Origin of the sequence: Streptomyces sp. NPDC058683, from assembly GCF_042716195.1 — a bacterium.
Classification (GTDB): domain Bacteria; phylum Actinomycetota; class Actinomycetes; order Streptomycetales; family Streptomycetaceae; genus Streptomyces.
In genome coordinates, this window is sequence record NZ_JBHXSK010000020.1 from 87,769 (window position 1) to 112,405 (window position 24,637).

General features: G+C 71.8%; 21 protein-coding genes. 13 read left to right on the top strand and 8 right to left on the bottom strand.

Features of this window, described 5'->3' with window-relative positions:
- Positions 1–86 precede the first annotated feature (86 nt).
- The 3 genes from ACFWXC_RS22895 to ACFWXC_RS22905 all read left to right on the top strand — a co-directional run bounded on the left by ACFWXC_RS22895 (position 87) and on the right by ACFWXC_RS22905 (position 3,112).
- Positions 87–281, top strand: a complete 195-nt coding sequence (locus ACFWXC_RS22895) for a hypothetical protein (RefSeq protein ID WP_384481378.1) — start codon at positions 87–89, stop codon at positions 279–281.
- The gene (locus ACFWXC_RS22900; RefSeq protein WP_384481380.1) at positions 274–1,380 is read left to right on the top strand and encodes an XdhC family protein; all 1,107 of its coding nucleotides are present in this window, start codon (positions 274–276) and stop codon (positions 1,378–1,380) included. Before ACFWXC_RS22895 ends, ACFWXC_RS22900 begins: the two co-directional genes overlap by 8 nt.
- Before the next feature lie 280 nt (positions 1,381–1,660).
- On the top strand, positions 1,661–3,112 hold the full coding sequence (locus ACFWXC_RS22905) for a hypothetical protein (RefSeq protein WP_384481382.1): 1,452 nt from the start codon (positions 1,661–1,663) through the stop codon (positions 3,110–3,112).
- 109 nt (positions 3,113–3,221) lie between these two features.
- Here ACFWXC_RS22905 and ACFWXC_RS22910 read toward each other — a convergent pair whose 3' ends face one another.
- On the bottom strand, positions 3,222–3,722 hold the full coding sequence (locus tag ACFWXC_RS22910) for a metallophosphoesterase family protein (RefSeq protein WP_384481383.1): 501 nt from the start codon (positions 3,720–3,722) through the stop codon (positions 3,222–3,224).
- A 90-nt stretch (positions 3,723–3,812) separates the two neighbouring features.
- Here ACFWXC_RS22910 and ACFWXC_RS22915 point away from each other — a divergent pair, with 90 nt between their 5' ends.
- The 5 genes from ACFWXC_RS22915 to rfbC all read left to right on the top strand — a co-directional run bounded on the left by ACFWXC_RS22915 (position 3,813) and on the right by rfbC (position 9,027).
- The gene (locus tag ACFWXC_RS22915; protein WP_384481385.1) at positions 3,813–4,250 is read left to right on the top strand and encodes a MarR family winged helix-turn-helix transcriptional regulator; all 438 of its coding nucleotides are present in this window, start codon (positions 3,813–3,815) and stop codon (positions 4,248–4,250) included.
- The gene (locus ACFWXC_RS22920; RefSeq protein WP_384481387.1) at positions 4,247–5,659 is read left to right on the top strand and encodes an MFS transporter; all 1,413 of its coding nucleotides are present in this window, start codon (positions 4,247–4,249) and stop codon (positions 5,657–5,659) included. Before ACFWXC_RS22915 ends, ACFWXC_RS22920 begins: the two co-directional genes overlap by 4 nt.
- Before the next feature lie 8 nt (positions 5,660–5,667).
- Positions 5,668–6,252 (top strand): hydrolase, encoded by a 585-nt coding sequence (locus ACFWXC_RS22925; RefSeq protein WP_384481389.1) that lies wholly within the window; start codon positions 5,668–5,670, stop codon positions 6,250–6,252.
- A gap of 148 nt (positions 6,253–6,400) precedes the next feature.
- Positions 6,401–8,428, top strand: coding sequence for a glycosyltransferase family 2 protein (locus ACFWXC_RS22930; RefSeq protein ID WP_384481391.1), 2,028 nt, complete (start codon positions 6,401–6,403; stop codon positions 8,426–8,428).
- A 5-nt stretch (positions 8,429–8,433) separates the two neighbouring features.
- Positions 8,434–9,027 (top strand): dTDP-4-dehydrorhamnose 3,5-epimerase, encoded by a 594-nt coding sequence (gene rfbC, locus ACFWXC_RS22935; RefSeq protein ID WP_384481393.1) that lies wholly within the window; start codon positions 8,434–8,436, stop codon positions 9,025–9,027.
- 49 nt (positions 9,028–9,076) lie between these two features.
- Here rfbC and ACFWXC_RS22940 read toward each other — a convergent pair whose 3' ends face one another.
- The 6 genes from ACFWXC_RS22940 to ACFWXC_RS22965 form a co-directional block, all read right to left on the bottom strand.
- Positions 9,077–9,889 (bottom strand): hypothetical protein, encoded by an 813-nt coding sequence (locus tag ACFWXC_RS22940; protein ID WP_384481395.1) that lies wholly within the window; start codon positions 9,887–9,889, stop codon positions 9,077–9,079.
- A gap of 197 nt (positions 9,890–10,086) precedes the next feature.
- Entirely contained in the window at positions 10,087–10,968 is an 882-nt protein-coding gene (gene rfbD, locus ACFWXC_RS22945; RefSeq protein WP_384481397.1) for a dTDP-4-dehydrorhamnose reductase, read from the bottom strand.
- Positions 10,968–11,966, bottom strand: coding sequence for a dTDP-glucose 4,6-dehydratase (rfbB, locus tag ACFWXC_RS22950; RefSeq protein WP_384481399.1), 999 nt, complete (start codon positions 11,964–11,966; stop codon positions 10,968–10,970). Before rfbB ends, rfbD begins: the two co-directional genes overlap by 1 nt.
- On the bottom strand, positions 11,963–13,030 hold the full coding sequence (locus ACFWXC_RS22955; protein WP_384481401.1) for a glucose-1-phosphate thymidylyltransferase: 1,068 nt from the start codon (positions 13,028–13,030) through the stop codon (positions 11,963–11,965). Before ACFWXC_RS22955 ends, rfbB begins: the two co-directional genes overlap by 4 nt.
- Before the next feature lie 162 nt (positions 13,031–13,192).
- Positions 13,193–13,468 (bottom strand): hypothetical protein, encoded by a 276-nt coding sequence (locus tag ACFWXC_RS22960; RefSeq protein WP_384481403.1) that lies wholly within the window; start codon positions 13,466–13,468, stop codon positions 13,193–13,195.
- A 65-nt stretch (positions 13,469–13,533) separates the two neighbouring features.
- Positions 13,534–15,978, bottom strand: coding sequence for a SpoIIE family protein phosphatase (locus tag ACFWXC_RS22965; protein WP_384481404.1), 2,445 nt, complete (start codon positions 15,976–15,978; stop codon positions 13,534–13,536).
- A 488-nt stretch (positions 15,979–16,466) separates the two neighbouring features.
- Here ACFWXC_RS22965 and ACFWXC_RS22970 point away from each other — a divergent pair, with 488 nt between their 5' ends.
- Positions 16,467–18,626 carry a PP2C family protein-serine/threonine phosphatase gene (locus ACFWXC_RS22970; protein WP_384481538.1) on the top strand — a complete coding sequence of 720 codons (2,160 nt, stop codon included), beginning with the start codon at positions 16,467–16,469 and terminating at the stop codon, positions 18,624–18,626.
- A gap of 109 nt (positions 18,627–18,735) precedes the next feature.
- Here ACFWXC_RS22970 and ACFWXC_RS22975 read toward each other — a convergent pair whose 3' ends face one another.
- Positions 18,736–20,160 carry a S1 family peptidase gene (locus tag ACFWXC_RS22975; RefSeq protein WP_384481406.1) on the bottom strand — a complete coding sequence of 475 codons (1,425 nt, stop codon included), beginning with the start codon at positions 20,158–20,160 and terminating at the stop codon, positions 18,736–18,738.
- 207 nt (positions 20,161–20,367) lie between these two features.
- Here ACFWXC_RS22975 and ACFWXC_RS22980 point away from each other — a divergent pair, with 207 nt between their 5' ends.
- The 4 genes from ACFWXC_RS22980 to ACFWXC_RS22995 all read left to right on the top strand — a co-directional run bounded on the left by ACFWXC_RS22980 (position 20,368) and on the right by ACFWXC_RS22995 (position 24,637).
- Positions 20,368–20,781, top strand: coding sequence for a PaaI family thioesterase (locus ACFWXC_RS22980; protein ID WP_384481408.1), 414 nt, complete (start codon positions 20,368–20,370; stop codon positions 20,779–20,781).
- A 483-nt stretch (positions 20,782–21,264) separates the two neighbouring features.
- Positions 21,265–21,480 carry a type A2 lantipeptide gene (locus ACFWXC_RS22985; RefSeq protein ID WP_384481410.1) on the top strand — a complete coding sequence of 72 codons (216 nt, stop codon included), beginning with the start codon at positions 21,265–21,267 and terminating at the stop codon, positions 21,478–21,480.
- A gap of 122 nt (positions 21,481–21,602) precedes the next feature.
- Positions 21,603–22,409: an HlyD family efflux transporter periplasmic adaptor subunit gene (locus ACFWXC_RS22990; protein ID WP_384481412.1), complete on the top strand. Its 807-nt coding sequence runs from the start codon at positions 21,603–21,605 to the stop codon at positions 22,407–22,409.
- Positions 22,406–24,637 (top strand): NHLP family bacteriocin export ABC transporter peptidase/permease/ATPase subunit, encoded by a 2,232-nt coding sequence (locus ACFWXC_RS22995; RefSeq protein WP_384481414.1) that lies wholly within the window; start codon positions 22,406–22,408, stop codon positions 24,635–24,637. The genes ACFWXC_RS22990 and ACFWXC_RS22995 overlap by 4 nt, the downstream gene beginning before the upstream one ends.

Here is a 24,637-nt window from a genome sequence, read left to right on the forward strand (position 1 = left end):
AGAGTGATCCGCATCACACCATCCTGATGCATACGCACCACTTCGCCCCTCGCTCCTGCCGCACGGTCCGAACGGTCTGGAGGCACATGACCCACATCGAGCCGACCGTGGACGCGCCCTACGAGGACGAGGTGGCACCCCGTCTGCTGCTCGCCCACTGTCTGCTCGGGCAGCAGACGCACCGGCCGCACCCCTTGGCCCGCCGGGTGATGCGGGCGAACCCCCGCAGGGCGCGGCCCGGTTACGCGCCGTCGGCGGCGAGAGGAGCGGATCGTGCGTGAGATTCTGCCGACGCTGGCCGGCTGGCACGCGGCCGGGAACCCGTTCGGGCTGGCCACGGTGGTCGAGGTCAGCCGCAGCGCGCCACGCGGACCGGGCGCGGCCATGGCGGTGGGGCCGGACGACGAGGTCGTGGGCAGCGTCTCCGGGGGCTGTGTGGAGGGCGCCGTGTTCGAACTGGCGCAGGAGGTCGTGGCGAGCGGCGAGCCGCGGCTGCAGACCTTCGGGTACAGCGACGAGGACGCGTTCGCGGTGGGGCTGACCTGCGGCGGCGAGATCACCGTGCTGGTGCGGCCGGTGACCGCCGCGTCGGACCCGGCGTTCGGCGCGGTCGCCGCGTCGGTCGCCGCGGGCGAGCCGGTGACCGTCGCCACGGTGGTGGACGGGCCCGCTCCGCGCGGTGCCACGCTCGCCGTATGGCCCGGCCGGGCGGCGGGCACGCTCGGCGCGACCGGCCTCGACGTCGCCGTCACCGCGGACGCGCGCGGTGAACTCGCGCTCGGCGCCTCGGTCCTGCGGCACTACGGCCCGCACGGGGAGCGCCGCGAGGACGCGGTGACGGTGTTCCTGGAGTCGTTCGCGCCGCCGCCGCGGATGCTGGTGTTCGGCGCGATCGACTACGCGGCGGCGGTGGCCCGCATCGGTGACTTCCTCGGCTACCGGGTCACCGTCTGCGACGCCCGTCCGGTCTTCGCCACACCCAAGCGGTTCCCGGCCGCCGTCGAGGTGGTCGTGGACTGGCCGCACCGCTATCTGCGCGGCACCGCGACCGACGACCGCACGGTGATCTGTGTCCTCACCCACGACCCGAAGTTCGACGTGCCGCTGCTGGAGGAGGCGTTGCGCCGGCCGGCCGCCTACATCGGGGCGATGGGCAGCCGCAGGACCCACGAGGAGCGGCGTGCCCGGCTGGCCGAGGCCGGGCTCGCCGAGGCCGAGCTGTCCCGGCTGCGCTCGCCGCTCGGCCTCGATCTCGGCGCCCGTACGCCCGAGGAGGTCGCCGTGTCCGTCGCCGCCGAGATCGTCGCCCTGCGCTGGGGCGGCAGCGGTGCGCCGCTGACGTCGACCACCGGGGCCATCCACACGGCCGCCGTGCACTGACCGCCGGCAGGAGCGAGTCCTGGCGCCGCGGCACGAGTTCACGCGTTCCTCGGCATCGAACGGGTCGCGCCCTGCCTGCCGGGGCACCGCGGTCTTCGAGGAACAGGACGCGACGGCCCGCCGGATGGTGCCGGCGGCGACCGGCCGGGACACCGATGACGTGTTCCGTCCGCCGAACACTATGAACACAACGCCCGAGCCATGGTTCCGGTCCCGGCCCGCTCCCTAGCATCGCCGCGGACGGCGCGAAGGAGCGCCGACGAGGACAGGGAGCCGCGCCTTGGACAGGTCGAGAACCCCCGCACGGATCCGCCGGACGAGCCGCCGGCGTACCGGACTGCTCGCCTCACTGGCGGCGGCCCTCACCGCCGCCTTCGCCGGCGCCCCTCCCGCACAGGCCGAGACACCACCCCCGGCCGCCGTCTCGTGCCCGGCACAACTCGACGGCAAGGCCACCTGTTACACCGGCCAGGACGCCCACGGCGCCTACTACGCCATCGCCGTCCCCGAGCACTGGAACGGCTCCCTGGTCGTGCACGCCCACGGCGGCCCCGATCTCGGCACCGGCTCGGACCCGGCGCGCAGCGTCGACGACCTGGCCCGCTGGTCGGTGATGGTGAAGGAGGGGTACGCCTGGGCGGGTTCGTCCTACCGCAGGGGCGGCTACGGCACCCGCATGGCCGCCGAGGACACCGAGAACGTGCGCCGGCTGTTCGTCGAGAACTTCGGGAAGCCGCGGCGGACGTACGTCCACGGCCAGTCCTGGGGCGGGGACGTCGCCGCCAAGGTCGTCGAGGTGTACGGCAGGCGGGGCGGACCGTACGACGGGGCGCTGCTCACCAGCGGTGTCCTCGGCGGCGGGTCCCGGGGGTACGACTACCGCGTCGACCTCCGCGTCGTCTACCAGTACTACTGCCAGAACATGCCCCGGCCGACCGAACCCCAGTACCCGCTGTGGCAGGGGCTGCGCGCGGACTCGACGCTGACGACGGCCGGACTGCGCGCCCGGCTCCAGGAGTGCACCGGCTACGCCTCGGCCCCGCAGGAACGCACCGCCCTCCAGCAGAGCAACCTGGACGACATCCTCGCCGTGACCGGCGTTCCCGAGCGCACCCTGGAGTCGCATCTGCGGTTCGCGGTCTTCACGTTCCGGGACATCGTGCGCGACCGGCTCGGCGGCCGTAATCCGTTCTCGAACCAGGGCGTCCGCTACTCGGGGTCGCACGACGACGAGGCGCTCAACGCCGGGGTCGAGCGGTTCGGCGCCGATCCGACGGCGGTACGCGACCTGTCCTACGACAGCGATCTCACCGGCAAGGTGTCGATCCCGGTGCTCACGATGCACGCGATCGACGATCCGACGGCGTTCGTGGAGCACGAGGCGGCCTACCGGGCCACCCTGCGCGGCGCGCACCGGGACCGCTACCTCGTGCAGACGTTCACCCACGAGTCCGAGCACAGTGCGCTGAGCGACGCGGAGTACGCCAACTCGATCGCGGCACTGGACGGTTGGGTGCGCACGGGCAGGAAGCCGACGCCCAGGACGATCGCGGACTCGTGCGCCGCGTTCGACCGGACCTACGCGACGGGCTGCTTCTACGACGCGGACTTCCGCCCCGCCTCCTACGCCTCCCGGGTCCGCCCGCGGCCGGGCGGACTGCACTGGCCGGCCATGACGGCAGCGCAGGAGAAGCGGTGGAGCAGGATCGACGGGGTGGGGATCGCACCCTGACGGATCCCGGGTCGCCCTCCGGCACCGGCGTGGTCCACGGCGTTCCAGCCGGTCAGCCGGCGGGAACGGCATCGGGCAGGCCGGAGTCGGAGATCGTCCGCGCATCCCGTCAGCGCGGCGGCAGTCGGTGGAGTGTCACCTCCGTCAACGCGCCGTCGGCGACGGTCGCGGTGAGGTACGTGCAGTGCGGCTGGCGGCGGCGGTCGGTGGGCGAGCCGGGGTTGAGGAGACGCAGGCCGGCCGGGGCCGTGGTGTCCCAGGGGATGTGGCTGTGCCCGAAGACCAGGACGTCCAGGTCCGGGAAGCGGGCGGCGCAGCGGGCCTCACGTCCTTGCGCGGGACCGGTCTCGTGGACCACTCCGAAGCGCAGGCCGCCCAGCTCGGCGTAGGCGACCTCGGGGAGCCGGGCGCGCAGGCCGGGGCCGTCGTTGTTGCCGTAGACCGCGATCAGCCGGCGGCTGTGGCTCTCCAGCAGGTCGAGGGTGGCCTCGTCGACCCAGTCGCCGGCGTGGAGGACGACGTCCGCGCGCGGGAGTTCGGCGAGGAGCCGGTCCGGGAGCCGCTTGGCGCGCACCGGGAGGTGCGTGTCGGAGGTGAGGAGCAGGCGCACGGGGCCAGCCTAACGAGCGCACGGGATCTACAGTTTGAACTTAACAGTTCCGACTGGACAGGTTTCACTGACGGTCCTAGGGTGGCCCGCATGGTTCAGATCTCCGACTCCGCGACCCGCACGGCGCGCAACCTGCGCGTGGCGTTCAGCAGACTGCGCCGCCGTATCCGGGAGGTCGCCCAGGACGCGGACCTCACCCCGTCCCAGGAGTCGGCGCTCACCCTGGTCTCCAAGCACGGCGCCGCCACGGCCAGCGCGCTGGCCTCCGCCGAGGGGGTGCGGCCGCAGTCGATGGCCACCACGCTGGCCGCCCTCGACCAGCAGGGGCTGATCCGCCGCAGCCCCGACCCCACCGACGGCCGCCGCCAGCTGGTCACCCTCACCGAGGCCGGGCAGGCCCGTGTCGAGGGCAACCGGCAGGTGCGCGACGAGTGGCTGGCCCGCGCCTTCCAGGAGCGCTACACCGAGGAGGAACGCCAGACCATGCTCACCGCGTTCGAACTGCTGGAACGGCTCTCGCGGCCGTGATACCGAGGCTCACCGGACGCACCCCGCAGGACACCCGCCCCGCCCCCGACGGCTTCGACCGGCGCCTGATCGCCCCGATGGTCCTGGGTTCCGTACTGAACCCGATCAACTCCTCGATGATCGCCGTTGCCCTGGTGCCGATCGGCATCGCCTTCGGCGCCCCGCCCGCCGAGACGGTGTGGCTGGTCTCCGCGCTCTACCTGGCGACGGCCGTGGGCCAGCCGGTGATCGGGCGGCTGGTGGACATGTACGGGCCGCGCCGGCTCTACCTCGTCGCCACGGCCCTGGTGGGCGTCGCCGGACTGATGGGCGCGCTGGCGCCCTCGCTGGGCGTGCTGATCGCCTCCCGGGTGCTGCTCGGCTTCGGCACGTCGGCGGCGTTCCCGGCGGCGATGCGGCTGACCCGGAGCGAGGCCGAACGCACCGGGCAGGACAGCCCGGCCGGGGTGCTCACCGCGCTCGCCGTGTCCGCACAGACCGTGTCCGTGATCGGCCCGACGCTGGGCGGGCTGCTGATCGGCGCCGGCGGCTGGCACCTGGTGTTCACCGTGAACGTGCCGCTCTCGGCGGCCTGTCTGGTCCTGGGCGTGCTGTGGCTGCCGAAGGCCGAACCCGCCGAGCGGCACCGGCACATGGACCTTCCCGGCATGGCCCTCTTCGCCGTCCTGCTGGTCGCCCTGATGCTCTTCCTGATGGACCCGCGGCCGGACCGCTGGTACCTGCCGGCCCTGACCCTCCTCGCGGCCGCCGCCTTCGCGGCCCGGGAACTGCGCGTCCCGGACCCCTTCGTCGACCTGCGTGTCCTCGGCGGCAACGTCCCGCTCATCGCCACCTACGTGAGGCAGTTCCTCGGCAACGTCACCTCCTACGCCGTCCTGTACGGCTACACCCAGTGGCTGGAGGAGGGCCGCGGTCTCAGCGCCTCCACCGCGGGGCTCGTGCTGCTGCCGCTGTCCGGTGCCGCGCTGGTCGTCGCCACGCTCACCGGCCGCCGCGAGGCGATCCGCGCCAAGCTGCTGACCGGCTCCGTGCTGCAGATCGCGGGCTGCGCGGCCCTGCTGCTGTTCGACGCCCACAGCCCGGTCTGGGTGCTCCTGGCCACCGGAGTGCTGCTGGGCATACCGCAGGGCCTGCTCGGCCTCGCCGCGCAGAACGCGCTCTACCGGCAGACCGACCCGGAGCGGATCGGCTCCGCCGCCGGGCTGCTGCGCACCTTCATGTACCTCGGCGCGCTGGGTGCCTCCGCCGCCACCGCGGCGTTCTTCCCGCACCGCGCCGACACGGGCGGGCTGCACGGCCTGGCCCTGTTCATGCTCGTCGGCTCCGCACTGCTGCTGGCGATCACCCTGCCGGACCGTTCCCTCGCCCGACTCACCCCCCAACCCCGTCAAGCCCTCCGAAAGGCCTGATCCACCCCATGTCTCTGAGCACCCTCGACCCGCGTACCGCCCTTGTCGTCATCGACCTCCAGCAGGGCATCGTGGGGATGCCGACCCAGCCGTACTCCGGAGCCGAGGTCGTGGCCCGCAGCGTCGAGCTGGCCGACGCCTTCCGCGCCCGGAACCTGCCCGTGGTCCTGGTCCGGGTGTCCTTCGCCGCCGACGGCGCCGACGCCGTCCCGGGCCGCACCGAGCGCCAGCCGCGCGGTCTCGCCTTCCCGGAGGGCTGGGACATCGTCGTCGACGAGCTCTCCGGCCACGACGGCGACATCCCCATCACCAAGCACAACTGGAGCGCCTTCCACGGCACCGCCCTGGACGTCCAGCTGCGCCGCCGGGGCGTCACCCAGATCGTCCTGACCGGCATCGCCACCAGCATCGGCGTGGAGTCCACCGCCCGCGACGCCTATGCGCACGGCTACCACGTGACGCTCGCCACGGACGCGATGGCCGACGCCGACCCGGAGGCGCACCGCGGCAGCGTGGAGCGGGTCTTCCCGCGGCTCGGCGAATCGGGCAGCACGGCCGAGGTCCTGGAGCTGCTCGCCAAGACCCACGGCTGAGCAGGCGTCTTGACGCACGGCTGACCCTTCACGACCCGGTCTTGACCCAGGGGTGAGAAACCCCGAGGCCAAGACCGGGTTAGCATTCGGCCACAAGTACGTGCCGTCCAGAGGAACGGACGGCCTATCCAGGGGGCTAGGAAGCCGGATGCCGGTCAAGGTCAGTGTTGTCGTCCCTGTCTACAATCCGGGGCCCTATATCGAGGACTGCATCGCCTCGGTGCTGCGGCAGTCGCTGCCGCGCGACGAGTACGAAGTGATCTTCGTGAACGACGGCTCCAGTGACGGGACCCCGGCCCGGCTCGACGCGCTCGCCGCCGAGCACCCGCACGTCCATGTCATCCACCAGGAGCCCTCCGGCTGGTCCGGCAAGCCCCGCAACGTCGGCATCGCGGCCTCCAAGGGCGAGTTCGTGATGTTCGTCGACAACGACGACTTCCTCGGCGACGAAGCCCTGAAGCGGATGTACGACTACGGCGTCGCGAACGAGGCCGACCTGATCATCGGCAAGATGGCCGGCAAGGGCCGCCCGGTGCCGGTGGAGCTGTTTCGCCACAACCACCCGCGGGCCACCGTCGACAACGCCCCGCTGATGGACAGCCTCACCCCGCACAAGATGCTGCGCCGGTCCTTCCTGGACCGCATCGGGCTGCGCTTCCCCGAAGGCAGGAGGCGCCTTGAGGACCATGTCTTCGTGGCCGAGGCGTACCTGCGCGCGTCGAACATCTCCGTGCTCAGCGACTACGTCTGCTACTACCACCTCAAGCGCGAGGACGCCTCCAACGCCGGCTTCCAGCGCTTCGACCCGGTCGGCTACTTCGCCAATCTGCGTGAGGCCCTCGACGTCGTCGAGCGCTACACCGAGCCCGGCCCCACGCGCGACCGGATGTTCCGCCGCTGGCTGCGCAGCGAGATGGGCGAGCGGCTGCGCGGCAAACGGTTCCTGAAGCTGCCGGACGACTACCGCAGGGAGCTCTTCGACGAGATCCACAAGGTGATCGCCGAGCGCATGGGCCCCTCCGTGTTCGCCCTGCTGGAGCCGGCCCACCGCGTGGTCACCGAGCTCGCCGGCGCCGGCCGCTACGAGGACGTGCTCGCGGTCGCCGAGTGGGAGGCCTCCATCGGCCCCTCGACGGCCATGGAGAGCGTCACCTGGGACGGCGGCGCGCTGAAGATCGGCTTCACTGCCGAGTACACCGCGGACGGCGCGCCCAAGACGTACCCGGCCGACACCGCCGTCGTCCCGCTCGACGGGCCGCCCGAGACCGTCGCCGACGCCATCGCCCGGCTGGAGCGTGGCACCGCCGCCCGCTTCGGGAAGGCCAACGTCGACCTGATGATGCGGGAGCGCGAGACCCACGCGCAGTTCTTCCAGCCGGTCGAGATCACCCGCGAGACGCTGCCCGTCGAGGGCGAGCCCGGCCGCGTCCGGCTCGTGGTCAGGGCCACCGCCACCGTGGACCCGGCCACCGCCGCCAGCGGCACCCCGCTGCCGGCCGGACTGTGGGACGCGTTCATCCGGCTGACCATCGGCGGCTGGACCCGGGAGCACCGGCTGTTCCCGGTGTCCAGGGAGCCCTTGCCCGCGATGCCGTTCCCGGGCGTGGTCGGCGGTCGCCGGGTGCTGCCGTACTGGACGGTCAAGGACAACTTCGCGCTCGACGTCGACATGGCGAGCAAGCGGCTGGGCTTCGGCGCGTTCGAGCCCGCGGACTTCACCGTCGCGGGCGACCGGCTGCGCGCGGTACTGCCGTTCCATGTCGCCGGTGACGTCAAGGCTTCGGTCCGGCTGACCGGCCCGAAGCCCGCCGCCGAGGTGCTGGAGGTGCCGGCCACGCTGTCGCCCGCCGAGGGCGGCGGAGCGGTGCTGGACGCCCCGCTGCCGGTGCGGTCGCTCCAGGAGGGCGGCTGGCGACTGGCCCTGTGCCTGGTCGCGGACGCGCCCGAGCCGCGCTTCTTCACGCTGCCGCTCGTCGTGCGCAACTCCCCCGAGGGCCTGAAGGTGGCCAAGCCGGCCTCGAAGAAGCCCGCGGCGGCCGCGCCCAAGCCCGCCGCCAAGCCGAAGCCCAGGCCGAGCGCGGCCCGCCGCCTCGCCCGCAGGCTCCCGCTGCCGGTGCGCCGCGCACTGGTCAGAGCCCTGGGCAGGGGCAAGCCCGCACGACAGGAAGGCAAGTAGGAACCGTGCGACCGCTGGACATCGAAGGCGCCTGGGTCCAGGAGCCGAAGGTCTTCCCCGACGACCGGGGCAGCTTCCACGAGTGGTTCAGGGCCGGGGAGTTCCGTGAGGCCCTCGGCTACGACCTCGACCTCGCCCAGGCCAACTGCTCGGTCTCACGGCGGGGCGTGCTGCGCGGCATCCACTTCGCCGACGTGCCGCCGAGCCAGTCCAAGTACGTCAAGTGCGTGCGCGGAGCCGTGCTGGACGTCGTCGTGGACATCCGGGTCGGCTCCCCCACGTTCGGCCGCTGGGAGGCGGTGCGGCTGGACGAGGAGAACCGGCACGCCGTGTTCCTCTCGGAGGGCCTCGGGCACGCGTTCATGGCGCTGACCGACGACGCCACGGTGGTGTACCTGTGCTCGGCCGGGTACGCGCCGGGCCGTGAGCACGGCATCAACCCGCTCGACCCCGAGCTGGGCATCGAGTGGCCCGAGGGCCTGGAGCCGGTGCTGTCGGAGAAGGACGCCGAGGCGCCCTCGCTGGCTGAGGCGGCGGCGTCCGGGCTGCTGCCGTCGTACGCGGACTGCCTGGCGTACTACGAGCAGTTGCGGGCCTGAACACGCCGAGGGGGCCGAGCCGTGGCTCGGCCCCCTCGGGTGAGCGGTGTCAGGACTTGGCGTAGCGCTGCTTCAGCGCGCTGCGCTTGTTGCTGCCCTCGGCATTGCGGCCTTTTTCGATGATCACCAGGTTGTGGTAGAAGTGCACACCGACGATATTGAGGTCCGTGTACGTCGGCTGATAGTTCTCGACGACGAATTCCTCGTAATTCAGCCCGTCCACCAGCCGCTTCAGCATCCCCATACTGGTGTGCGCCGCGTCGAGATCCTCGCTGCCCTGCCATTCGGGCCAGTACGACGACTGCGTGTCCTCGACGATGTAGATGCCACCGTCCTTGAGCCGGGGGAAGAGCGTGGCGAACGTCGTGAGCACATGCGGACTACGGTGACTGCCGTCGTCGATGATGACGTCCAGTTCACCGATCTTGTCGACGACTGCGTTCAGGGACGACGGATCGGACTGGTCTCCGATGAACGTCGTGATGCGGTCCTCGTCGACAAATGACTTGTCCTGGATGTCCATTCCGAAAATCTGCGCCTTGGGGAAGAACTGCTTCCACATACGCAGCGAGGCACCACCCTGACCTGGCCTGTTGTAGCCGCCGATGCCGATTTCCAACAGGTTGAACGAGTCGTTCTTCAGGTGCCCGAGATGGCGCTGGTAGTGCTGGGTGTAGCGGTGTATTCCCCACTTGTCCGTCTTGAAGTGCTGGGCGAGTTTGTTGAGATCCCCGGAGATCGCGTCCAGCCCGGTCGGCTTGGCCGGTTTGGCCGGCTGGGCGGACAGGCGCCGCTTCAGTCGTCGCAGGACCCGCACATTCTTCTCACCCAGTACGGACTTTACGGTCGCTCGCATCGACATCGCGGGACAAATCCTTTCCCTACCCGACCCACAAGACATTCAAAGCATCATCGTAGTGAACGGGGGCCATCCACAAGGGGGTAACGCGACGGCCTGTGAAAAAGGCTCGGCGGGCTCCGGAATTTCCCTGCACCGCAGGGCGGCCGACGAGCTCGGTGGGCCGTCGGCCGCCCTGCGGCAGGTAGGCGCGAAGTGCCTTATGCGGACATCTCCTTGCGGATGTGCGGCAGCCCCTCCGCCAGGGCCTGACGCCAGTCCCGCGGCGGTTCCAGACCGACCTCGGCCCACCGGTCGTGCCCGAGGGCGCTGTACGCGGGGCGGGGTGCCGGGCGGACGAACGCCGCACTGGTGGTGGGGCGCACCCGTTCCGGGTCGGCGTCGAGGAGGCGGAACACCTCACGGGCCAGCTCGCACCAGGTGGCCGTGCCGGAGTTGGTGCCGTGGAAGACGCCGTGCGCGCGGCCGTCCCGCCCGAGGCGGGGGCCGAGGTCGGCGATCCGGGCGGCCAGGTCGGCGCTCCAGGTGGGCTGGCCGCGCTGGTCGTCGACGACGTCGAGGGTGTCCCGGCGGGACTCCAGTTCGATCATCGTGCGCACGAAGTTCTGTCCGTGCGTGCCGTACAGCCAGGCCGTACGGACCACCGCGCTCGCGCCCGGGAGCTCCGTCAGGACGGCTCGCTCGCCCGCGAGCTTGGTGCGTCCGTAGGCGGTGCGCGGGGCGGTGGGGTGGCCCTCCGGGTACGGGCTGGTGCGGGCGTCGCCGTCGAAGACGTAGTCCGTGGAGACATGGACGAGGCGGGCGCCGTGCCGGGCGGCGGCGCGGGCCAGCAGGCGCGGGCCCTCGCCGTTGATCAGCAGGGCCCGCTCCTCGTCGGTCTCGGCGTCGTCGACGGCCGTGTACGCGGCGCAGTTCACCACCAGGTCGGGCCGGTGTCCGGCGAGCGCCGCCGCCACCGAGTCGGCGCTGGTGACGTCGAGGTCGGCGCGGCCCAGGGCCACCACCTCCGCACCCCGGCGGGTGAGTTCCTCGACCATGTCGTGGCCGAGCATCCCGGCCGCGCCGGCGACGAGCCACTTCATCAGTGCTTCTCCTGCTCCTTGCGGGATTCGAGGGCGGCGCGTTCCTTGAGCGGCTCCCACCAGTCCCGGTTGTCGCGGTACCAGGCGACGGTGGCGGCCAGGCCGGAGGTGAAGTCGTGCTTGGGGGTGTAGCCCAGCTCGTCGTGGATCTTGCTCCAGTCGACGGAGTAGCGCTGGTCGTGGCCCTTGCGGTCGGCGACGCGGTCGACGCGGTCCCAGCCGGCGCCGCAGGCTTCCAGGAGCAGGCCGGTGAGTTCCTTGTTGCTGAGCTCGGTGCCGCCGCCGATGTTGTAGACCTCGCCGGCCCGGCCGCCGGTGCGGACCAGGTCGATGCCCTGGCAGTGGTCCTCGACGTGCAGCCAGTCGCGGACGTTGCTGCCGTCGCCGTACAGGGGCACGTTCCTGCCGTCGAGGAGGTTGCTGACGAACAGCGGGATGACCTTCTCGGGGAACTGGTGCGGCCCGTAGTTGTTGGAGCAGCGGGTGACGCGTACGTCCAGGCCGTGGGTGCGGTGGAAGGCCAGCGCGAGCAGGTCCGAGGAGGCCTTGGAGGCGGAGTACGGCGAGTTCGGCTGGAGCGGGTGGGTCTCCGGCCAGGAACCGGTCTCGATGGAGCCGTAGACCTCGTCGGTGGAGACGTGCACGAACGGGCCGACGCCGTGCCGCAGGGCCGCGTCGAGGAGGGTCTGGGTGCCGACCACGTTGGTGCGGACGAACGCGCCGGCCCCGTCGATGGAGCGGTCCACGTGCGACTCGGCCGCGAAGTGCACCACCTGGTCGGCCTCGGCCATGAGCCTGTCGACCAGCTCGGCGTCGCAGATGTCGCCCTGCACGAAGGTCAGCCGGGGATGCGACGCGGGCAGGTTGGTGAGGGTGCCCGCGTAGGTGAGCTTGTCCAGCACGGTGATGTGCGGCGCGTCGGGAGCGCCGTCGGCGAGCAGGCCGCGGACGTACGTGGAGCCGATGAAGCCGGCGGCGCCGGTGACGAGGAGGTTCATGAACGGATCTGCACCTTGCTGTGGTCTCCGAGGACGAGGCGGTGGGCACTGGGGGTGCCGGCTGCGGGGGTCACCTCGACATGCCGGCCGATCAGCGAGGACTCGATCCGGCCCACCCCGTCGATGGAGGAGTCCCGCAGCACTATGGAGAACTCCAGCTCGCTCTCCGTGATCCGGCAGTTCTCGGCGATCGAGGTGAAGGGGCCCACGTAGGAGTCGCCGACGACGGTACCGGCGCCGATCACGGCCGGGCCGACGATCCGCGAGTTGGTGACGCGGGCGCCCGCCTCGACGACCACCCGTCCGACGATCTGGCTGGCGTCGTCGACCTCGCCGTCGATCCGCGGGTCCATGGCCTCCAGGACGGTCCGGTTGACCTCCAGCATGTCGACGACGTTGCCGGTGTCCTTCCAGTAGCCCTTGATCACCGTGGAGCGGACGTCGGCACGCTGGTCGATGAGGTGCTGGATGGCGTGGGTGATCTCCAGCTCGCCGCGCCAGGACGGCTTGATGGCGCGCACGGCGTCGTGGATGGCCGGCGTGAACAGGTAGACGCCGACCAGGGCGAGGTCGCTCTTGGGCTCCTGCGGCTTCTCCTCCAGGCCGATCACCTGGCCGTCGGCGTCCAGCTCGGCGACGCCGAAGGCCCGCGGGTTGGGCACGTGGGTGAGGAGGATCTGGGCGTCGGGGCGGGTCTCGCGGAACTCGCCGACCAGTCCGCTGATGCCGCCGACGATGAAGTTGTCGCCGAGGTACATGACGAAGTCGTCGTCGCCGAGGAAGTCCCGCGCGATCAGCACGGCGTGGGCCAGGCCCAGCGGGCGCTCCTGGGGGATGTAGGTGACGTCGAGGCCGAACTTCGACCCGTCGCCGACCGCTTCCTCGATCTCGGCGGCGGTGTCGCCGACGATCATCCCGACCTGGGTGACGCCGGCGGCGGCAAGGGATTCGAGCCCGTAGAACAACACGGGTTTGTTCGCCACCGGCACGAGCTGTTTCGCCGATGTGTGGGTGATCGGCCGCAGCCGTGTGCCGGCACCGCCGGAGAGCACCAAAGCCTTCATTCACTACACCTTATAGGTGAACATCCGGTTGAGACGTTCTTCTGTTTTCCTGATGGGTTACGACAGTATGGCCTTGGTGCGGATGTCATGTGACCACGAGGTGCCCCGAAGTGGCATCTCGTCCGTTTTGTACGATGATTTCGGCGCACGCTCCGGCGCAGCTCAGGAGTCCTCCGGCCAGGCGGCCGCGCGTTCCACCTCCGCCTCGACCTCGGACCGCACCCGGCCCTCGTCGCGGGCGTACTCGCTCACCGCGGTCAGTTCGTCGCGGGCGAGGTCGCGCCAGGCGCGCAGGGCGGTCTCATAGGTCTCGGACTGGGCGCCGCCCGGCTGTTGCAGGGCCGGCGGTCCGTAGGTGTCCCGCAGTTCCAGGACCTGGTCGTGGGCCGCGTCGGCCGCGCGGTGCTTCGCCACGAGTTCTTCGAAGGTGTGTGCCACATCAAGGACATTAAGGACGGTCCGTTCGCCTCGCCTCCCGAGACGGCCGGGTGTCCGCCCCGCCCTCAGCCCTCCAGGACGAGATCCGCCCACACCTGTTTGCCACCGCTGACCGGCACGGTCCCCCAGGCGGTCGACATGGCCTCGACGAGCAGGATCCCGCGCCCGCCGGTGGCCTCCCAGCCGATGTTCGCGGGCTTCACCGGGCTGCGCGGCGAGCCGTCGGCGACGGCGATGCGCAGCCGGTGGTCGACCAGGGTCAGATCCAGCCGGACCGGGCCGTCGGTGTGGATCAGCGCGTTGGTGACGAGCTCGGAGACCACCAGCAGGCCCGCGTCCATGGCGTCGTCGGTGACGCCCCAGGAGCGCAGGGTGCGGCGGCTGAAGCGGCGGGCGTGCCGGGCCGCCTCCGGGACCCGCCACACCGTCCAGCTCTCCCGCAGCGGGAGCACGGCCATGCCGTCGTAGCGCATCAGCAGCAGGGCGACGTCGTCGGTGCGGTGGGCGTTGCCGAGCAGGGCGTCGGCGACCAGCCCGAGGTGGCTGGGGTCGGAGGCGCCGAGGTCGCGGGCGAAGCGCTCCATGCCGACGTCGATGTCGGCGTCGCGGGACTCGACCAGGCCGTCGGTGGTGAGCGCGAGCAGCGTGCCGGGGCGCAGGCTGAGCTGGGTCATGGGGAAGTCGGCCTGGGCCACCACGCCGAGCGGCGGGCCGCCCTCGGTCCGGGCGACCTCGGTGGTGCCGTCCGGGTGACGCAGGACCGGCTGCAGATGCCCGGCGCGCACGCACCAGGCGATGCCGGCCTCCATGTCGACGTCGACGTAGCAGCAGGTGGCGAAGAGGTCGCTCTCCATGTCCATGAGGAGCCGGTTGGTGTGCGAGACGACCACGTCGGGGGTGTGCCCCTCGGCCGCGTAGGCGCGCAGCGCGGTGCGCATCTGGCCCATCAGGGTGGCGGCCGCGGCGCTGTGGCCCTGGACGTCACCGATGACGAGGGCGACGTGGTTGTCGGTCAGCGGGATCACGTCGTACCAGTCGCCGCCCACCTCCAGCCCCTCGGTGGGGGGCAGATAGCGGGCGACGGCGAGCGCGCCGGGCAGCCGGGGCAGGCGGCGGGGCAGCAGGGCGCGCTGGAGCATGCCGACCAGTTCGTGCTCGGCGTCGAAGGCGTGGGCGCGCATCAGGGCCTGCCCGGCGAGTCCGGCGGCGGCGGTGAGCAGGGCGCGTTCGTCGGGGCCGAAGTCGTGCGGGTTGTCCCAGCCGATCAGACAGGCCCCGGCCATCCGGCCGCCGGCGGGCAGCGGCAGCACGGCGAGGCCGCCGGGGCCGACCTCGGCCAGGGCGGGTTCCAGGGCGGTCGTGACGGGCCAGATCCGGGGGCGGCCCACGCGCAGGGCGGCGGCCAGGGTGGGCATGGCGCGTACCGGCGCGTCCGGCCATTCGGTGCGCCATTCGGTGCGCCACAGCTCGGGCCAGGCGTCGGCGTCGGGCGGGTCCAGGACGGTGACGACCAGGCGCTCGTTCTCCAGTTCGGCCAGGGCTATGCGGTCGGCCTTGAGCGGTCCGCGCAGGGCGGTGACGACGGCCTGGCTGACGTCCTTGACCGTGCCGGCGGTGGCCAGCGCGGCGGCGAGCCGCTGTACCCGGGCCACGTCGGTGACCTCGGAGCGGAGGGTGGAGGCGTCGGCGACGGTACCGGCCAGCCGGGCGGGGCGCCCCTCGGTGCCCGGCACCATGCGGCCGCGCAGCCGCAGCCACTTGGGCGAGCCGGAGGGCTCCAGGATCCGGAACTCCAGCTCGCGGTCGCCGATGGACATGTGGTCGGCCTCGACCACGGACATCAGGGCGGGCACGTCCTCGGGCAGGGTGCGGCCCAGCAGGGTCTCGACCTTGCCGTCGAAGTCGTCCCGGCTCATGTCGAAGAGGCCGAGGATGCCGTCGCCGACCTCGATCCGGCCGGTGTCCATGGCGAGGCTGAACGCGTCGGCGGGCAGTTCGCCGGTGTCGGAGACGGTGGGAAGCGGGGCGGGCAGGACGATCGCGTCGGCGATCAGCTCCAGGCAGGCGCGGTCCTCGGGGCCGAACCCGCCGTCCCGTTCGCCGACCACGACCAGGAGTCCGGCGTGGCCGGGCACCGGCAGGACCGCCAGCGAGAACTCCTGGGACGGGGTCCGCCGCGCGTCCGGGCAGTCGGCCAGCTCCTGGGGTCCCAGCCACACGGACCGCCCGGTGCCGTAGGCCTCGGCGGCCGGGGACCGCCCCACGGCCGGGTAGGCGTCACGCAGTCCGAAGAAGGTGCGGGGCAGTCCGGCCGACTCGGCCAGCCGCAGCACGGTTCCGTCGTCGCCGGGTGTGTACACCCCGGCGAACGCGGCACCGGCGAACACCAGCGCCTGTTCGAGGACACGCCGGAGCCGGTCGGGAGCGCCGGGATCGCCCGTGAGCGTTTCGAGGGCTATTTCGGCGCGCTCCGTTCTGATTCCGCGTACCGCAGCGCCCTCACTGACCACGCCGCCATTACAGCGCTTATGAGGCGTCTGCGCAGCCCCTGTGACCGTTACGTGGAGGCCGGGGGTCCGTTGCGCTCGAAAGGAACCGAACATGTCTTGACCCGAGCGTTCCGCACGGTGACCTCGTGACGGACGTCGAGAAGGCGCTGCGCTTCTCCGACGGCGGCGGGAGGTGCGCCGGGACCGACACGCGGGGCGGGCGGCAGGTTCATGGTGTTGAGCGCGTGTCCCGTTCTTGGCGTCCGGGACCGTTCCCGGGCGCGGAGATCCGGCCATCAGGGCGCGCGGGAGCGCACGCCCCGCGCCAGTACGCCGCGGCGTACTTCGGCTGCGGGGGAATGTGCCGGGGCGAACGGGGTACGCGGAGGCGGCCCGGTGCGGGGGCCGGTACCGCTCTCGCCGTGCGCCCGTCGCCGCCACGAGGGAGTCTTGACCCCGAGGACGCGACGCGCGGCCGGACGAGGAGGTGGTCGGGCGTGTCCGACAGGATGGGGGCCCCTCCCGTGCCGGCGGCGCCGGGCCTGGAGGAGACAGCGGCCGACGCGACCCGGTCCGGCCGGCCGCCGCTGCTCTCGTTCGCGCTGGCCTCGTTGATGGAGGAGGTCCAGGCGCACTCCGGCGCGATCTATCTGCTCGCCGCCGACGAGCCGGTCCTGGAGATGGCGGTGACGGCGGGGCTCCCCCGGGCCTTCGTGGCGCCCTGGGAGCGGGTCGGGCTGAGCACGCCGATCCCGGTGGCGGAGGCGGTGCGCGAGCGGCGCCTGGTGTGGGTGGGCGGCGAGGAGGACATGGCGCGCCGGTATCCGCGGATCTCGGTGGTGCTCCCCTATCCGTTCGCGCTCGCCGCGGTGCCCGTGGCGAGCGCGGACACCGTGTACGGGGCGCTGTACGTGACCTGGCCCGGTTCGCATCCGACGGTGCTGTCCGACCGGGAACGGGCCGAGCTGACCTCGGCGGCCGACCGGCTGGCGAAGCGGCTGGAGCGGGACCGCCGGGAGTACCGTGCGCTGCGGGCCGAGCCGGATCTGCTGGCGGCGCCGGCGTCCGGGGTGGCGGGCACGCTGGGCACGGTGGAGGCGGCGCGGATGGTGGCGAGGCTGCCGTACGGGCTGGTCTCGCTCGATCTGCACGGGCGGGTCGCCTTCGCCAACGCGGCGGCGGCCGAGCTGCTCGACGTCCAGGTCGCAGACCTGCTCGGCACCCAGCCGTGGGTGTCGGTGCCCTGGCTGAACGACCCGATGTACGAGGACCGCTACCGGGCGGCGCTGATCAGCCAGCATGTGACGTCGTTCGTGGCGCTGAAGCCGCCGGGCGACTGGCTGTCGTTCCGGATGTATCCGAGCACGAGCGGGCTGACCACCCGGATCAGCCGGGCGCGGGCGGTCGCCGAGATGGTGGGCGCGCTGCCGCGCGCCGACGCGGCGCCCGGTTCCCGGCTGGTCACCATCTCGCAGGTGCTGAGCCTGGCCGGTGCGCTGACGGAGGCCGTCGGCGTGCAGGACGTGGTGCAGCTGGTCGCCGACGAGGTGGCCCCGGCCGTCGGCAGCCAGGCGCTGGTGATCCTCGGGTCCCGGGGCGGACGGCTGCACGTCCTCGGGCAGCGCGGGTACGACGATCCACGGACCGTGGAGCGCTTCGACGGCCTGCCCCTGGCCGAACGGACGCCCGGCACCCATGTCCTGAACACCGGCGTGCCCGCGTTCTTCGAGTCGAAGCAGCAGCTGGAGCGGTTGTATCCGGGCCGGAACGAGGCCCCGGACGGGTTCGCCGCCTGGGCGTATCTGCCGCTGATCGCGTCGGGCCGGGCGGTGGGCACCTGTGTCCTCGCCTACGCCGAGCCGCATGCCTTCCCCGCGGACGAGCGCGCCGTGCTGACCAGTCTCGGGGGGCTCGTCGCGCAGGCGCTGGAGCGGGCCCTGCTCTACGACGCGAAGAACCAGCTGGCGCACGGTCTCCAGGCGGCCCTGCTGCCGCACTCGCTGACCCCGCCGCCCGGCATCGAGGCGGCCGCGCGCTATCTGCCGGCCATGCACGGCATGGAGATCGGCGGCGACTTCTACGACCTGGTGCCGACCCGGCCACTGGCGGCGGCGGTGATCGGGGACGTCCAGGGGCACAACGTGACGGCGGCCGGGCTGATGGGCCAGATCCGCACCGGGGTACGAGCCTTCACCACCGTCGGGCAGGCGCCGGAGGAGGTGATGCGGAGCACCAACCGGCTCCTCATCGACTTCGGGGCGGAACTGTTCGCGAGCTGTCTGTATCTGCGGCTGGATCCGGAGCGGGGGCGGGCGGTGATGGCCCGGGCCGGGCATCCGCCGCCGTTGCTGAGGCGCCCGGACGGGCGGGTGCGGGTGCTCGACCTGGCCGGCGGCCCGCTGCTCGGCATCGACGCGGAGGCGACGTACCCGACCACCGAGGTGTCGCTGGCGCCGGGCTCGGTGCTCGCCCTCTACACCGACGGGCTGGTCGAGTCACCCGGGGTGGACATCGAGGACGCGCTGGTCGATCTGGGCGAACTGCTCGCGGAGAACGGCGACCAGCCGCTGGACAAGCTCGCCGACACGCTCGTGCGGCACAGTGCGGCGGCGCAGGAGCGTGTCGACGACGTTGCGGTGCTCTTGCTCAGAGCATGTTCCGCCGGCTGACGGCCGCGGGGTGCGATGCGGTCCGACCCTCCCGCCGGAGGGCCGGACCGTCACCGTCCACCACCGTCCACCACCACCGGCCGGAACCGTTGGCGGGGCGGGCGGTGGGTCAGTGGGACGACGAACCGTCGTCGACCGCCGAGCCGTCGTTCACACCGGTCCCGGACTGGTCACCGGTGCCGGTCTCGTCGCCGGTGCCCGTCGCGTCGCCCGTGCCGGTCTCGTCGCCGACGCCGGTCTCGTCGCCGGCCGTCGCGGACGGGTCGGCGGCGCCACCGATCTGGTCGCCGCCGGCCTGGTCACCGGCACCGTTCTCGTCGCCGGCCGTGGCGGACGGGTCGGCCGTGGCCCCGGCGTCACCGGCGCCTGCGCCCGCACCCGCGTCGCCGAGGGTCGCGCCGGTCGCCTGGAGGGCGGTGGTCACCGGCTGGAAGAAGGTCTCGCCGCCGGAGGTGCAGTCGCCGCTGCCGCCGGAGGTCATACCGACCGCGCCGCCGTCCTGGGTGAACAGCGAGCCGCCGCTGTCGCCGGCCTCGGCGCAGACGTTGGTCTGGATGAGGCCGGTGACGGTGTCGACACCGTTGGGGTCGGTCTCGCTCTGGAAGTTGACGGTGGCGTCGAGGCCGGTGACCTGGCCGTCGTGCAGCCCGGTGGTGGAGCCCATCCGGAACACCGTCTCGCCGACGGTGGCGTCGACGGCCTGGTTGATGGCGACGGTCTGGCCGTTGCCGACGTTGACCTCGCTCGGCGCCTGGGTGGCGGGGTCGTTGTACTTGACGAGCGAGAAGTCGCCCTCGCCGGGGAAGGTGGCCTGGTCGACGGTGGCGATCGGCTCGCCGGTCTCGGAGTCGGACCAGTCCTTGGCGGCGACCCCGCAGTGCCCGGCGGTCAGGAAGGCGGGGGTGCCGTCCGAGGCGGTGACGTTGAAGCCGAGGGAGCAGCGGACGGTGCCGTCGGCGACCTGGGAGAAGATCGCGTCGCCGCCGGAGACGAGGGGCTTGAAGGTGCCCGACGACTTCTTGAGGGTCGCCATGTCCGAGCCGAGGCCCTGCACCGTCGACTCCAGCGTGTCCCACTTGGTGCCGGTGACGGTGCTGTCGGCGGTGACCACGACCTTGTTGGTCTTCGGGTCGACGGCCCAGGCGGTGCCCGGGATGGTCGCCTTGGTCTTCAGGGTGCTGGCGACCGCCGCCAGCTCGGAGTTGCTGTTCTGCACCTGGCGGACGACCGCGCCGGCCTGCTCCGCCTGGACGACTATGTTGTTGTCGCCGTTGATGACGTTGACGACGAGCTGCTGCTTGCCGCTGTCGTAGTAGGAACCGGCGAAGGCCTGGCCGAGCAGGTCCTGGAGCTGCGCGGCCAGATCCGAGGCGTCGGTCGCCGACTTGAGCGTCTTGGGAGCGGTGGCAGTGGCGCCGGAGGCGTTGTCCTGAGACGCGTTGGCCATCGGCAGCAGAAACGCCGCAGCTCCGAGCGCGGCGACACCGCCCACCGCGATAGCGGCCTTGCGCTTCGGAATTCGCTTGTGACTCAAACTTCTCGACCTCCAAGGGACGGAGTGTCTGCCGTGTTCGGGCAGTCGTTCGTGAGCGGCGCCTGGATGGCCATAGGTACGGGCGGGTCACGTGGTGCGTTCAGTTCCGGTTCTTAACTTCCTTTGACCGAAGGCGAATCGGCCACGCCGCGCGGGTCTCGGGACGGTGGTGCGTGCCGTGCCGCGGGCCCGGGAACAATCCCCCATATGACGATGACCGCCGCCGAAGCCGACAAGATCCTCTCCGCCAACTTCGCCCCCTGGGTGCTCGATCTCGGACTGTCCGTCGAGGTGGTGGGCGAGGACCGGGCGCTGTTGCGTCTGCCCTGGTCAAACCGGTTGTCCCGGGAGGGCGGCGGGCTGTCGGGGCAGGCACTGATGGCGGCGGCCGACACGGCGACCGTGATCGCGGTCTCGGCGGCCCGGGGCGGCTTCGTGCCGATGACGACGGTGCAGCAGTCGACGTCGTTCATGCGCGCGGTGAGCGGTTCGGATGTCCTGATCGAAGCGGTGCTGAGCAGACTCGGCCGCCGTACGGCGTTCGCCGACATCACGATGAGCGACGAGCGGTCGGGGGCGCTCGCGGCCCGGGCGAGCACGGTCTACGCACTCCTGGGATGAAGATCCGCACCCCCGGTCGGACACGGTCAGCAATCGCTCACTGACGGTCCGTTGCGATCACGTACCGGAATCCTTGCTTCAGGGAATCTGCACATCCAATACCCAAGCAAGACACGGGGAGCGGCGGATCTGCACAACCGCGCGCCCGAGCCGTGGCTTTGGCGCGGAGTGCCGGATTCGCCGCCGGAGGGGCAAGCCGTGCGGCTGGGGCGAAGTCGTGCGGTGTGTGAAGGAGTCGCCGACAAGACGTGCCCACGCCTGCACGGATGAGCCCTTCTGAGGCTCAAGTTCCCAGGTGAGACGCATGGTTGATTGGATGCGCGGACCGCGGGCGTGCTTTGATCCATCGCACCGCGGGGTCGCCAACGGCTTCCGGAGACGGGCGCCCGGCGCCTGCGGTCGCGGCCATCCGTACTGTCCCCATAGGGCCGTTGGGGGGCCGCTCTCCCCCTTGTGAATATCCATATGAAGGGAAGTTCCATCATGAACTCCACCCCCCAGGTTGAGACCGTCGAGATCTCCGACGCCGAGCTCGACAACGTCTCCGGCGGCCTCGCCCTGAACGCTCTCGGCACCGTCACCGGCCTGGTGGACAGCGTCGCCCCGGTTTCCGGCCTGGTCAACACGGTTGTCGGCACCGTCGAGGGTGTCACCGGCCTGAACACCCAGCCGGTCACCAACCTGGTCGCCGGTCTCTGACCGCACCTCGTTGCCGCTGAGTCCCGGAGCCGTACCCCGGCCCCGGGACTCTCGGGTGTTTTGGGGCACCCCTCTGAAACACCCCTTTCACCAGCGTCTCTCCCACAGGTGAGGGAAGTTCCGTGCAGTTCCGCCAACAGGCCCTCGCCAAGCTCCAGTCGCCGGAGGAGCTCGATCTTCCGGTGCGTTTCGCCCGTCCGCAGGGCTGGCTCGCGCTGTCCGTCTCGGTCGTCGTGATGGCGGCGGCCTCAGTGTGGGCCGTGACCGGTTCGGTCGCCTCCACCGTGAGCGCGCAGGCCATCCTCACCCACGGGCAGGGCAGCTACATCCTGCAGAGCCCGGTCGCCGGGCAGGTCACGGCCGTCCTGGCCGAGCAGGGCGAACGGCTGCCGGCCAACGCCCCCGTCCTGAAGGTGCACACCAGCCAGGGCGACTCGGTGGTGCGCACAGTCGCCGCGGGCCGGATCAGCGCGCTCGCCGCCACCATCGGGCAGATCATCCAGACCGGTGCGAACGTCGCCGCCGTGGAGAAGATCGCCCACGCCTCGGACCCGCTCTACGCCACCGTCTACGTCCCCGCCGAGAACGCCTCCGCCATCCCCGCCGACGCCCCGGTCGACCTGACCGTGTCGTCGGTGTCGACACAGGAGTACGGAGTGCTGCGCGGCCATGTGAAGTCGGTGGACCGCGCCGCCCAGTCGGCCCAGTCGATCTCCGCGTTCCTCGGGGACAGCCAGCTCGGCGAGCAGTTCACCAGGAAGGGCCGCCCGGTGGCGGTCCTCGTCCGGCTGGACCCGTCGAGGAAGACGAAGAGCGGCTACAAGTGGTCCTCGGCGGACGGACCGCCGTTCAAGCTCGACTCCATGACCCTGGCCTCGGGCACGATCCGGCTGGCCGACCAGCACCCCGTCGATTGGCTGCTCCCGTGACCACCGCCCAGGAGACCCAGGAGCACCGGGGCCGCCGGCGCGCCGCCCCGCCCAAGCGACCGGTACCCAAGGGCCGCGGCGGCACGGTCCGCACCCCCAGCGTGCTCCAGATGGAGGCCGTCGAGTGCGGCGCCGCCTCCCTCGCCATGGTCCTCGGCCACTACGGCCGCCATGTCCCGCTGGAGGAGCTGCGCATCGCCTGCGGTGTCTCCCGCGACGGCTCGCGCGCCAGCAACCTGCTGAAGGCGGCCCGCAGTTACGGCCTCACGGCCAAGGGCATGCAGATGGACCTGGCCGCCCTCGCCGACGTGCAGGCCCCGGCGATCCTGTTCTGGGAGTTCAACCACTACGTCGTCTTCGACGGCATGGGCCGCCGCTTCGGCCGCCGCGGCGTCTTCGTCAACGACCCCGCCAAGGGCCGCCGGTTCGTGCCCATGGAGGAGTTCGACAGCAGCTTCACCGGCGTCGTGCTGGTCCTGGAGCCGGGCGACGGCTTCGAGAGGGGCGGCCGCAAGCCCGGTGTCCTCGGCGCGATGCCGGCCCGGCTGCGCGGCACCGCGGGCACCATGCCGGCGGCGGTGCTGGCCAGCCTGCTGCTGGTGGCCGTGGGCGCGGCGGTGCCCGCGCTCAGCCGCCAGTACATCGACATGTTCCTCATCGGCGGCCAGACCTCGCTGCTCACCGTGCTGTTCGCCGCGATGGGCACCTGCGTGCTCCTCACCCTCGCCCTGACCTGGCTGCAACAGGCGAACCTGCTGCACGGCCGGATCGTCTCCTCCACCCTGTCCAGCGCCCGCTTCCTGCGCCATCTGCTGCGACTGCCGGTGACCTTCTTCTCCCAGCGCTCCCCGGCCGACCTGGTCCAGCGCCTGCAGTCCAACGACCAGGTCGCCGAGACCCTGGCCCGCGACCTCGCGGCGGCCGGCGTGGACGCGGTGGTCGTGGTCCTCTACGCGGTACTCCTCTACACCTACGACACGCAGCTCACCTTCCTCGGCATCGGCGTGGCGCTGCTGAACATCGTGGCGATGCGGTTCGTCATACGGCTGCGCGCGACCCGGACCGCCAAGCTGCGCGCGGACACCGCCCGGCTCACCAACACCTCCTACACCGGCCTCCAGCTGATCGAGACGATGAAGGCGACCGGCGGCGAGGACGGCTACTTCCGCAAGTGGGCCGGGCAGCACGCGAGCACGCTGGAGGAACAGCAGCGGCTCGGGGTGCCCAGCGCCTGGCTCGGGGTGGTGGCACCCACGCTCGCCACCCTCAACAGCGCGCTGATCCTGTGGATCGGCGGAATGCGGGCGGTCGAGGGCGGTATCTCGGTCGGCCTCCTGGTCGCCTTCCAGTCCCTGGTCACCCGCTTCACCGCCCCGCTGACCCGGCTGAACGGCGTCGCGGGCCGGATCCAGGACTTCGCGGCCGACGTGGCCCGTCTGAAGGACGTGGAGAACTTCCAGGCCGACCCGATCTACGCCCGCCCCGGCTCCGGCGACTCCACCCGGCGGCTGCACGGCCATGTCGAACTGGAGAACATCACCTTCGGCTACAGCCCGCTCGACAAGCCCCTGCTCACCGGCTTCGACCTGACCGTCGGCCCGGGCCGCCAGGTCGCCCTGGTGGGCGGCTCGGGCAGCGGCAAGTCCACCGTCTCCCGGCTGATCTCGGGCCTGTACGCCCCCTGGGAAGGCGTGATCCGCATCGACGGACAGCGTCTGGAGGACATCCCGCGCGGCGCGCTGGCCGCCTCCGTCTCCTTCGTCGACCAGGACGTCTTCCTCTTCGAGGGGTCGGTGCGCGACAACGTGGCGCTGTGGGACCCGTCGATCCCGGACGAGGCGGTGGTGGAGGCGCTGCGGGACGCGGCCCTGTACGACGTGGTGGCGCGCCGGCCCGGCGGCATCCACAGCAAGGTCGAGCAGGACGGCCGCAACTTCTCCGGCGGCCAGCGCCAACGCCTCGAGATCGCGCGGGCGCTGGTGCGCAGGCCGAGCATCCTCGTGCTCGACGAGGTGACCAGCGCGCTGGACGCGGAGACCGAGCTGACCGTCATGGACAACCTGCGCCGGCGCGGCTGCGCCTGCGTGGTGATCGCGCACCGGCTGAGCACGGTCCGCGACAGCGACGAGATCGTCGTGCTCCAGCACGGCACGATCGTGGAGCGCGGGCGGCACGACGCGTTGGTGGCACACGGCGGGGCGTACGCCGCGCTGGTCAGGGAGCGATGA

Coding starts and splice junctions, on each gene's coding strand:
- ACFWXC_RS22980 (WP_384481408.1), top strand. CDS start 20,368: ATGACGATGACCGCCGCCGAAGCCGACAAGATCCTCTCCGCCAACTTC.
- ACFWXC_RS22925 (WP_384481389.1), top strand. CDS start 5,668: ATGTCTCTGAGCACCCTCGACCCGCGTACCGCCCTTGTCGTCATCGAC.
- ACFWXC_RS22915 (WP_384481385.1), top strand. CDS start 3,813: ATGGTTCAGATCTCCGACTCCGCGACCCGCACGGCGCGCAACCTGCGC.
- ACFWXC_RS22955 (WP_384481401.1), bottom strand. CDS start 13,030: ATGAAGGCTTTGGTGCTCTCCGGCGGTGCCGGCACACGGCTGCGGCCG.
- rfbD (WP_384481397.1), bottom strand. CDS start 10,968: ATGAAGTGGCTCGTCGCCGGCGCGGCCGGGATGCTCGGCCACGACATG.
- ACFWXC_RS22970 (WP_384481538.1), top strand. CDS start 16,467: ATGGGGGCCCCTCCCGTGCCGGCGGCGCCGGGCCTGGAGGAGACAGCG.
- ACFWXC_RS22930 (WP_384481391.1), top strand. CDS start 6,401: ATGCCGGTCAAGGTCAGTGTTGTCGTCCCTGTCTACAATCCGGGGCCC.
- ACFWXC_RS22985 (WP_384481410.1), top strand. CDS start 21,265: ATGAACTCCACCCCCCAGGTTGAGACCGTCGAGATCTCCGACGCCGAG.
- ACFWXC_RS22940 (WP_384481395.1), bottom strand. CDS start 9,889: ATGTCGATGCGAGCGACCGTAAAGTCCGTACTGGGTGAGAAGAATGTG.
- rfbB (WP_384481399.1), bottom strand. CDS start 11,966: ATGAACCTCCTCGTCACCGGCGCCGCCGGCTTCATCGGCTCCACGTAC.
- ACFWXC_RS22895 (WP_384481378.1), top strand. CDS start 87: ATGACCCACATCGAGCCGACCGTGGACGCGCCCTACGAGGACGAGGTG.